At 54.9% G+C, this 9622-nt stretch carries 12 protein-coding genes; 6 read left to right on the forward strand and 6 right to left on the reverse strand.

Annotated features, from left to right (window positions below; translation table 11 throughout):
* On the reverse strand, positions 1-380 hold a 380-nt coding region (locus tag DYZ14_RS23480), incomplete at its 3' end, for an SCO family protein (protein WP_154722861.1).
* Positions 381-652: 272 nt separating this feature from the next.
* Here DYZ14_RS23480 and DYZ14_RS23485 point away from each other — a divergent pair.
* Genes DYZ14_RS23485 through DYZ14_RS23495 form a run of 3 tightly spaced genes read left to right on the forward strand, consistent with a single transcriptional unit; the run spans position 653 to position 2639 of the window.
* Positions 653-1033 (forward strand): disulfide bond formation protein B, encoded by a 381-nt coding sequence (locus DYZ14_RS23485; protein WP_246751774.1) that lies wholly within the window; start codon positions 653-655, stop codon positions 1031-1033.
* On the forward strand, positions 1030-1692 hold the full coding sequence (locus DYZ14_RS23490; RefSeq protein WP_112590890.1) for a DsbA family protein: 663 nt from the start codon (positions 1030-1032) through the stop codon (positions 1690-1692). The genes DYZ14_RS23485 and DYZ14_RS23490 overlap by 4 nt, the downstream gene beginning before the upstream one ends.
* 23 nt (positions 1693-1715) lie before the next feature.
* On the forward strand, positions 1716-2639 hold the full coding sequence (locus tag DYZ14_RS23495) for a cation diffusion facilitator family transporter (RefSeq protein ID WP_112590892.1): 924 nt from the start codon (positions 1716-1718) through the stop codon (positions 2637-2639).
* Between the two features lie 2 nt (positions 2640-2641).
* Here DYZ14_RS23495 and DYZ14_RS23500 read toward each other — a convergent pair whose 3' ends face one another.
* The 3 genes from DYZ14_RS23500 to DYZ14_RS23510 all read right to left on the reverse strand — a co-directional run bounded on the left by DYZ14_RS23500 (position 2642) and on the right by DYZ14_RS23510 (position 5733).
* Positions 2642-3700 carry a flavin-containing monooxygenase gene (locus DYZ14_RS23500; protein ID WP_195950099.1) on the reverse strand — a complete coding sequence of 353 codons (1059 nt, stop codon included), beginning with the start codon at positions 3698-3700 and terminating at the stop codon, positions 2642-2644.
* Between the two features lie 200 nt (positions 3701-3900).
* Complete coding sequence (locus DYZ14_RS23505) at positions 3901-4986, reverse strand: L,D-transpeptidase family protein (protein ID WP_230175135.1); 1086 nt, start codon at positions 4984-4986, stop codon at positions 3901-3903.
* 213 nt (positions 4987-5199) lie between these two features.
* Positions 5200-5733, reverse strand: a complete 534-nt coding sequence (locus DYZ14_RS23510; RefSeq protein WP_112590898.1) for a hypothetical protein — start codon at positions 5731-5733, stop codon at positions 5200-5202.
* A 962-nt stretch (positions 5734-6695) separates the two neighbouring features.
* Between DYZ14_RS23510 and DYZ14_RS23520 the strand changes: the two genes are divergently transcribed.
* A complete protein-coding gene (locus tag DYZ14_RS23520; protein WP_427277421.1) occupies positions 6696-7301 on the forward strand; it encodes a transglutaminase-like cysteine peptidase in 606 nt (201 codons plus the stop codon).
* 252 nt (positions 7302-7553) lie between these two features.
* Positions 7554-8084 (forward strand): signal peptidase II, encoded by a 531-nt coding sequence (gene lspA / locus DYZ14_RS23525; protein WP_232365662.1) that lies wholly within the window; start codon positions 7554-7556, stop codon positions 8082-8084.
* Between the two features lie 54 nt (positions 8085-8138).
* On the opposite strand, the gene DYZ14_RS23530 is transcribed toward lspA, so the two are convergent.
* On the reverse strand, positions 8139-8648 hold the full coding sequence (locus tag DYZ14_RS23530) for a copper chaperone PCu(A)C (RefSeq protein WP_112590903.1): 510 nt from the start codon (positions 8646-8648) through the stop codon (positions 8139-8141).
* Between the two features lie 123 nt (positions 8649-8771).
* On the opposite strand from DYZ14_RS23530, the gene DYZ14_RS23535 reads away from it, so the two are divergent.
* Entirely contained in the window at positions 8772-9188 is a 417-nt protein-coding gene (locus DYZ14_RS23535) for a MerR family transcriptional regulator (protein WP_112590905.1), read from the forward strand.
* A gap of 228 nt (positions 9189-9416) precedes the next feature.
* On the opposite strand, the gene DYZ14_RS23540 is transcribed toward DYZ14_RS23535, so the two are convergent.
* Positions 9417-9622: divalent metal cation transporter (locus DYZ14_RS23540; protein ID WP_195950101.1), on the reverse strand; the 206-nt coding region annotated here is incomplete at its 5' end.

Below are 9622 nucleotides of genomic sequence, written 5' to 3' on the forward strand. Positions count from 1 at the left end.
GTCATGTACTCGTTCAGCAACTGCTGAGTATCTCTCTCTGGGTCAACGCTGATGAAAACAACGTTGAAACCGCTCGCAGCGGGCCCGAGTTCACTCATTAGGTCACTCAACTCGAACAGCGTTGTGGGGCAGATGTCAGGGCAGTGGGTAAAGCCAAAGAACGCCAAGTACGGCTTTCCTTTGAGCACGGCATTGTCGATGACTTGGCCACGGTGGGAAACCAACTCAAATGGCCGACCGACCGCAGGGGTAGAGGTCGTGTCTGACACACCCAGGCGTTTGCTAGTATCCGATTGCGACACATAGCCGATGAGCAATAGCAATGTGATGATCGCAACTACGCACCACGCCACCAGTCGAAACGCTTTGAGAGATTTCATATAATTCCCTGCCGATGTTCGCCCCGGATGAACCGTCCGGAGCACTCCTAATCCCTCTAGCAGCTTGAGGTTCAAGGCGAGTTCAGAAGAAAATTGCAATTCTCCTCAGACCTACCGCTGCAGAGCCCCGGAAATTGCTGCAGACCGGAAACCGCCCTTGACCCTCAAGCTACTAGAGGTTTCATACTGACAACGCATCAATGAACGACAGGAATGGCCGAGCAGTGGTAAAATCTAACGACGGGGCATGGCTTGCGATCTTTAGCGCGTGGATGATTGCCATGAGTTCGACGCTCGGCGCATTGTTCATCGGTGAGGTCATGGGACAAATGCCATGCGATCTCTGTTGGCACCAACGAGCCTTCATGTTTCCACTGGCAGTCCTGCTCGCCGTCGCCGCCTTCCGCTCTGATGCCCGTGCCTGGATCTATGCAGTTCCGCTGGCAGCGGTGGGATGGTTGATCGCGGCATTTCACAACCTCCTCTACTTCAATATCATCCCCACGGCCATCAAGCCTTGCGGCCAAGGGCCATCCTGCTCGGGCGCGGGTATGCTCCTCTTCGGAACCCTCCCCATTCCGCTCCTGTCGCTTGGCGCGTTTACCGTCATCATCGCCCTACTTCTAATCGTGCGCCGGAGAACACCAGCATGAACAGACGCACTTTCGTCATCGCTTCGGCTTCAGCTGCGATCGCAGTTTTCGCAGGAGGTGCCGCCCTCTATAGTGGGCTCACACCAGAAGCTGAGCCAGCGCCCTCCCCAATGCCGGGCAACAATACCCTTGTCAGAATGCACTCGCCGGTCATGGGGCCGGTTTCGGCGCCTGTGACAATTGTCGAATTTTTTGATCCGTCATGTGAGGCGTGCCGGGCATTTTATCCGCTCGTAAAGCAGATGATGGCGCAGACCGGAACCGACGTGCGGCTCGTCCTGCGATACACCGTATTCCACGAGGGTTCCGACGATGCCGTGCGCATATTGGAGGCCGCGCGCAAACAGAACCTGTTTGAACCGGTCCTAGAAGCGATACTGGAACAGCAGCCGGTCTGGGCCGATCATGGCAAGCCAGATCTGGAAAAGGCATGGCAGATTGCGGCAATGGCCGGACTTGATGTCGAGCAGGGCAAGAAAGATGCGGTGTCCCCCGCGATCGACAATATTCTTGCCCAGGATATGGCGGACGTTCAGGCCAACAATGTGAAACAGACCCCGACATTTTTCGTCAACGAAAAGCCTCTGACAGAGTTCAGTCCGCAAGGTCTTTTCACACTGGTGAAGGCTGAGATCGATGCCAGCAAGGCAGGATCCTGACCTCGGAGACAGGACCGGAATTCATGAGTGGACATCACCACGATCATGGAGCGGATGCCGGAGACAAGCGTATAGGGGGAGCAATTCTCGTAAACGTGTTCCTTACCTTTGCGCAGATTGCCGGCGGCATCTTCTCCGGCAGTCTTTCCCTGATCGCGGATGCGCTCCACAACTTCAGTGACGCTGCATCACTTGTGATTGCGTATGGCGCACGCCGAATCTCGCGCCGCCCTTCCGACGAAGGGATGACGTTCGGCTATGTTCGTGCCGAAATCGTCGCATCGCTGATCAACTATACGACTTTGATCGTCGTTGGGCTCTATCTCGTGTATGAAGCGGTCATGCGGTTCATCACACCGGAGCCGATAGAAGGGTGGACGGTCGTGATCGTCGCAGGCATCGCGCTCGTCATCGATTTGATCACAGCCATGCTCACCTACACCCTTTCAAAAACCAGCATGAATATCCGCGCCGCTTTCTTGCACAATGTGTCGGACGCCCTTGGATCGGTGGGTGTTATCATTGCCGGCACGCTTGTGCTGATATACGGCTGGACATGGATTGACCCGGCGATCACCCTCATGATCGCAGGCTACATACTCTGGCAGGCCTTCACTGAGATCGGAGGATCGATCAGGATCCTGATGATGGCGGCGCCTGAGGACGTGGATGTGAACAAACTTGTTTCAGACATGCGTTCCGTCGAAGGCGTCCAGGAGGTGCACCATGTCCATGTGTGGCGGATCGATGAAGATCACAAGGCATTGCAAGCGCATCTCGTTGTGACGGAGTCATCTCTGCGCAGTGTTGCTGAAGTGAAAGGCGCAGTGCGAAAAATCCTGCGGGACAGGCACGGTATCGACCACAGCACTCTGGAGATCGAAACGCCAGAGGACGGTTGCGAAGACGGCGTACAGGTCATCGGTCATAATGTTATAGAGACCTGAGACTAGAGGCTTTGCAGGCACCGTTGACGGATATGCTCGACGATGAAAGCCGCATCGTCAGCGGCACCTGCGATCAGACCAGAGGCACGGTTACGCTGCCAAGGTCGGCCAACATAGTAGAGACCGGCAACAGGCGAAATCCCGTTGGAGTGTATTGGGACAGCCCGAGCATCAACTGCACCCTCGACTTCAATCCAGGGGAGCTCATCGGCATAGCCTGTCGCCCAAACTATGGATCTGATGTTCTCGCTCGATCCGTCGGCGAAACTTGCCCCGCGGTCATGGATCGCAGCCAGTCTCGGCTTCAGGATTACCCCCAACCGCCTAAGTGAAGCATCGTCATTGCCACGAACAGGGAATGGATCCTCACGCCTCATCCTTCGCCCGATGATCCCCTGCGCCGATACACGTAGAAGGCCGAGCTGCCCCAGCCATACCCACAAACTGCGTCCGAGGATCTTCTCCGGTAAAAGCCTGCGCTTTCGCCCGCGTGCAAGCAGCACCTGTTGAAACCCAGCCATCGCAATTGCCACGTCCCTTCCACTCGCGCCATCTCCGACAACAAGAACAGGGCCTTTCGCCACCGAGCCCGGATTGCGGAACTCAGCTACGTGCATCTGCTGAATGTCGGCCGGGAGCAGTTTCGACAATCCAGGAATTCGCGGTGTCGAAAATGCCCCCGTGGCAACGATGACGGTATGACATGTGATTCGATCGCCGTCTTGCGTTGACGCCACGAAGAGACTGCCTACCTTCTCAAGTCGGACGACCTTCTTCGAACTGATGACCGGAAGTTTATGGAAGGAAGCATACCGCCGCAGATAGTCAGCAAACTCATCCTTTCCAGCAAAGCCATTTGCATCACCAACCAGGGGCATATCCGAGAGCGCGCTGATGCTGCGAGGGGTAAAAAGTGTGAGGTTGTCATATCTGTTGCGCCAGCTGTCTCCGATTTTTATGCCAGCATCGACAATCAAGAATGTCAGGCCCTGCTTCTTCAAGGCATACGCCGCGGCGAGCCCGGCTTGCCCCGCCCCGATAATCAAGATGTTGGTCCGCACTGCATGCCCCTCAAGCAACATCGTCTTTACCCATCAACGGCTGGGGACGTTACGATTACATTGGGTTCAGGCCTTGCCTCTCGACCAATATGCGAGAAGCTCAAGAGAAAGACCGCCACAACGAAAATCGTGAGCACTGCCAACACAATCCAGTTATTGCGCCGTATCTTCTTAATCCGATCATCGGGCTGGGCCATAATTCAGTCTCCTGTCGCACTTGCGGCGGTCACCCCGTCGCCAGACCTGGCTTTCTTCTTTTGGAATGGGTCAGCCAACGCCGCATCTGGTCTGCTGACCGGATATTTTGTGCCCGAAATGCGAGCCGCAAGTCGGTCCGGACCCTCTTTCTTAAGGAGTGCGCGGAAACTCGGATGCATTCCGCCATCCACATAGGATGACACCGTCGAGCCGCCGGCCTGTTGAAGAGCAGCCTCAAGCCTTTGGGTTTCTTCGGCCATGCGGGCCATCAGTGCGGGATCAGAAGAAGCGGCGCTTGCGGGGCAAGCCTCCAGTGGGTAACGGGGCTCTCCGCCCACGAACTCTTTGTTGAACATGTAGCGGCGGCCACACACCGAGACTTTTGGTTGCTCCCGGGTCAATTCGAAAACGTCGTATCCCTCCTTCAGCGTCCGCCAGAACGACAGGTTTTCGTTGTCTCTGTGCAGCGTCATATTTTCCGTCGTCATTCGGAAAGGATAGGCCTGGACCTGGAAACGCTCCTGTCCCGATGAAAGTGCCTTGGCGACGATCGCATATATTTCACCGACGCCCTGGTCTGTCAGCGCAAAGCAACCGGAAGAGGAGCAAGCACCGTGGACCATCAGCGCCTCGCCGGTATAGCCGAGTGCCGACTCAAGCCTGTTTGGATAACCCAGGTTGAAAGATACATAGTACTGCGATTTAGGATTCAGCATCCCTTTCGAAATGTGGTAGAACCCCTCGGGCGCCTGGCGATCACCTTCCTTGACCTTGGGGCCTAGCTTCCCGGACCACCTGCACATCGGATATGTCTTGAGCAGCGCGTAGCGCCCACTTCGGTCGATCTTCCAGACCTCGAGCTCGCTTTCCTGCTTGAAGATCCTGATGAGGACAGGACTCTCCGCTGCCATACCCTTCTTTGACATCTCTGCCAGCATCTTGCTCGACAGTTCGGGTGCCCTGCTGGACAGGTCGTCCAGCCCCATGTCTGAAACACATCCGGATAGGGAGACAGCTATAAACGCTCCAATGCAGGCATTCTGCGCGATCAGAAGTGCTCGCTCAGTCAAATTCTGAAACCAATTCATTTCGTCACTCTTCGCGCTTTCAATGAAACCCTGCCAAAATCACCCGGAAGATGCCGAGCGCACCACGGCAGCCGGCAGTCCAAGAAGGGGGGACGACCGCACGACGCCGCATCGAACAAATCCTTAGCCGCCGGTATAAATATAGGACCTCAAGTAACTAGAGCTACAAGGGGTCGCCCTCGGAAAAGCTGAACGCTTCTCCCACCCAATCATCTACCCATCTTTGGGCACCGGACCAGGCACGACATCGAGCAGAGATTTATCAACCAGGGGAGTTACCTTCATCGGGCTTGCCCCGGAGGTGCGCATCCGGTCCATGTCTGCTGCAGTGAGGTAATCGAGCTTGGTGATCAGAGTTTTATAGTAGGCTTGCAGACCAGTCCGCTTGTTCATCCGCTCCACCAGATCTAACCTCAGGGTGTCAGCTGCGAATTCGGGATCGGTAAGAACCGGTGTGGACACCAGTGTCGCGATCAATTCGTCCGTCAGTTCTGCCTCCGGACTGGGACTAGCGCGGAGTGCCTCGTCATTTGCGGTCATCGTCACTTCCGCGACGACGTAACCGTCAACCTTGTTCTCCCGAATGATCGGTACGGTCACCATCGCCGACTTAACCACCTCATGTTCGGTCAGCCTAGGAGACTGCGCCTCAACCTGTTTGGGCGCCGGTGCCCACTGGAAACCAGCGTAGACAGCAACCAAACACACTACGACACACCACACCCCGGAGAATGCAATCTTCCACATTTACTGATCTCCATGAGGACCAACCGGTGCTACGCCGGGATCCTTCGACGGATCGCTGTCTTGTCATCGCATTCAGGCGTGATTGGACAGTGCTCGATCCTTTATTCGATGAGAGCCGCTTTCAAGCCGCGTGTTGGACCCAATCCAACATCTACGGAAACTCGTCGACGATCCGTGCGCTTTAATCGGGAAGGTCAGGCTCGGGGAGGAGGATCAAGGAGATCGATGCCGGCGAAGATGCGGAACCGATTTGGTGAGACTCTATAGGCAGAGCTCATTCGCTCCGAAATTGGAGCGCTTTTCTGTATGCAAGCCAGAAGCTCGTGGGAATGTTCGACCAGATGGTGGCATTTCGCATGGGTACCGCCAGACCCAGTCCCTTGATGGACGTTCATGCATATCGTCGGCCCGGAGCTGCTGTCTCGCGCGACTGAGCCACGCGGACCCATGATGACAACTGCCAAAAGCAGTGCCACACACAAAATCCGAATCGATTTTCTAAGCCGCAACATCATCACACATTACACTCAACCTGTTTGACATTGCGTGAAGCTGGTGCGCTGACCTTGCCGCAGAACGGTTCATGCAGACAATAAGAATTGATTTCCCCGTGTAAGACCGTCGCCTCTAAACTTGGGATATGATCGCGTCAATTACACAAATCTCAAAGAACCTTGGAATGATCGTTGCGTTTTCGCTGGCGGGATTTGTGTCCGTTAAGATTGCTTTTGCCGTCGTTTGCTGGGGCATAGGACATGACTCCTTCGAGGCCATCGCGGGCATGGTCGCATCCATTGGTCTTGGGGGCTGGATCGGCATAGAGGCCTATCTGTCGTTCACAAGCTGGCGATCCAATAGGAAAGTGTCTGAATTCGACACAAGCCGATAAAATTGCACTGAATATCTTTGCGTGATGGTCGTGTTCGATCCTCATAAATCGTCCAAGCACACAGGGACGACTTATGACCGCTAGATTTCTGCTCGCAATTTTCGCCATAACGATCTTTTCGACCGGCGCCGCCTGGAAACCGGAAGCGGCAACGTGGGATTCCATGCCTGTCGCCGGGGCGACGTCACAACCGATCGGCCACTTCGAATTTTGCAAACGATATCAAAAAGAATGCCAGCCTAACGCTGCAGATCGCGCACGCCTGAAGCTCACAGAGGAGATCTGGAATAGCCTCGTTGAGGTCAACCAGGTCGTCAATACAATCCCGGCCATCGAGGATATCGAGATCTATGGCGTCGAGGAATTTTGGAACTATCCTACCACCGCAGCCGACTGCGAGGACTTTGCTCTTCTGAAGCGCAAGCTTTTGATGAGACGCGGGATCGCGGTCTCCAATCTGCTGATCACAGTTGTACTCCAGCCGGACGGATCCGGGCATGCTGTTTTGACGGTGCGATCACAGATGGGCGATTTCATCCTCGACAACCTGCGTGGTGAAATCAGAAATTGGTCAGAAACTGAATATACCTACCTCAAGCGTCAGGATTCACGCAATCCGGGGAAATGGGTGAAGATCAGGGACGGTCGAGACACAACGGCAGTCAGCGGCATTCACTAACCCGACTAACCAGGTAGACCGGCCGACCCTGCGGCAGTCAGCCGGGGATGCCTGACGAGGCGAAACCTCGCAGTAACTGGTGACCCAGCTCGGATGATGAGCTCCGGCCGCCACTACACGTTTCCTTGATGCAATAGCTGGCGCCCAAGTTTACGCTTGAAGCTCTAGTTCCTGGAGGTCGTATGGCAAGAACCCTGTGAGCATGAAATCTCGCTCGCGGCCAATCTTGCAAATCTTCGCGCATGTCAGAGCGTGCTCAGCCTGGAACTGAAAATGTTATTCTCGAATAAAGGCCTGTTCAGGCTTACCCTTATCGTCCTCGGGGTTGTCGTAATCTGCGGTATCGATCTGTCCGTCAAATCCGTCATGGCCGAGCTTCTGGAAGCCCCAACGGGGGCCATTGAGTTGACCCCCTTTTTCAACCTGACGCTCACCTACAACACGGGTGTCAGCTTCGGACTATTTTCCGACACCATCGTGTCAGCACCCCGGATGTTCGCCACAGTTCAAGGGGGCATCGTTGTCGGACTAGTGATCTGGGCAGTATTCGCCAACAGTGTGCTGGAAGGAATGGCCATCACGGCAATGGCTGGGGGTGCGAGCGGAAATGTCGTCGATCGTTTGATGAACTTGAGAGTTACCGACTATCTAGATTTTCACGCGTTCGGGTGGTCATGGCCTGCCTTCAATATTGCGGATGTGTTCATCGTCTGCGGTGCCATTGTCCTTGTGGCGGCCTCGGTAGTTCAGACCAAAGACGAACATTCGTCGACGAATTCCTGACGACGTGCGGCGCGAGGACAAAGCAAAGCACCAACTTCCAGTTTTTGGTGGCTTTCATTCGCGATTTGGTTCTCCATGGTGATGATTGGTTTCCGCAGAATCTGGAGCAATAATCTCAAGCGGGACAGCACGCGAGGTTCCGTCATCAAATTTCAGCGTCATTGTTGCTGCTTTGGGAGGACCCGAGTTACGCACCAGTGAAATGAAAACCGAGTCCGGTCCCATGTCCAGTTCCGCCTTTCGGGGTATCACGACATAGGTGTCCGACAGCGGCACTTGTTCGAAGCCCTTGGATTTCGCCATTGGGCTCACGAGTGTGGCAGTCGTGTACCCTGCGACCTTGACAGAGACAATCGCCATGTCATCGGGCGTACCATTGTAGACGGTGACATATGCTTTATCCGTTGCCCCGTCCGGCGTCAGAGCCAATTCGGCGTGTTCGATGGTCAAGGCATCGTAGCTGATTTGATGAAGACCATTTGTCACTTCAGCCAATACGCCACTTTGACCGGCGATAAAAAATGCGCCGGCTGCCACACGCCAACGTTTCGCTTGATTTGCCATATGTAAATCCTCACATGTGCCGAACCATTGCTTACATACCTCTCGGTTGCCCGAGGGTTCAGGTTCGCGTGATGGGCTAATTTGTCGCGGCCTGCACCTGCCGCGTCTGGAGAGGGAGGAAGCATGCTCACGATCGGAGATCTGTCCAGGACCACCGGCGTCAAGGTACCAACAATTAGATATTACGAACAGATGGGACTGCTCTCACCGCCGGAACGTTCTGAGGGCAATCAGCGACGATACTCGAAGAGCGAGCAGGAACGCCTCTCATTCATTCGGCACGCCCGCGATCTTGGACTGACGATCGAAGCTATTCGCGAGCTTATAGAGCTCAGCCAGCATCCCGAAAAGCCGTGTGCGGAGGCCGACAAGATAGCTGCCGAACAGCTCGTCACAATCCGACAGAAGATCGAGAGGTTGAAGAAGCTGGAAGCCGAACTCGAACGGATCTCAACACACTGCCATTCGAATCAAGTACGCGATTGCTATGTGATCAGGGCTTTGGCGAACCACGATATGTGCGCCACCGAGCACGACTGACGCTCACGTTCGAACGCCTAACGCTGAGTACGCGGTCATTCCAGTTGATGCCGATCTGTTTTGTCGGTGCGATGCGTGGCGCGCACAAAGTCACACACATCGTTTAGGCTTATAGAATGCATCAGTGGCACAGGCACTAAATCTCGTAAGGGTTACATCAAGGTGCCCGCTACCTCTCGGAGTGGTTCGAAGTACTCCGGAAAAGATGGGTCTATCGTGGCTACTGCATCACGAAACGAAGTCGACCAACAGCTTCAGGTTCAGCAAAGCGATCACGATGGCGATGATCCAGGCGAAAGCTGAGAGCCATAGGGGTGCTTTCATCTCTCCCATTTTAGCAGCGTCGGCGGTAAACATGACCAGTGGGAAAACCGCAAAGGAAAGTTGGAGACTAAGCACAACCTGGGTAAATATCAGAAGTTGAGCAGTGCCGC

It is taken from the genome of Ciceribacter sp. T2.26MG-112.2, assembly GCF_900492205.1.
Taxonomy (GTDB): Bacteria; Pseudomonadota; Alphaproteobacteria; order Rhizobiales; family Rhizobiaceae; genus Allorhizobium; species Allorhizobium naphthalenivorans_A.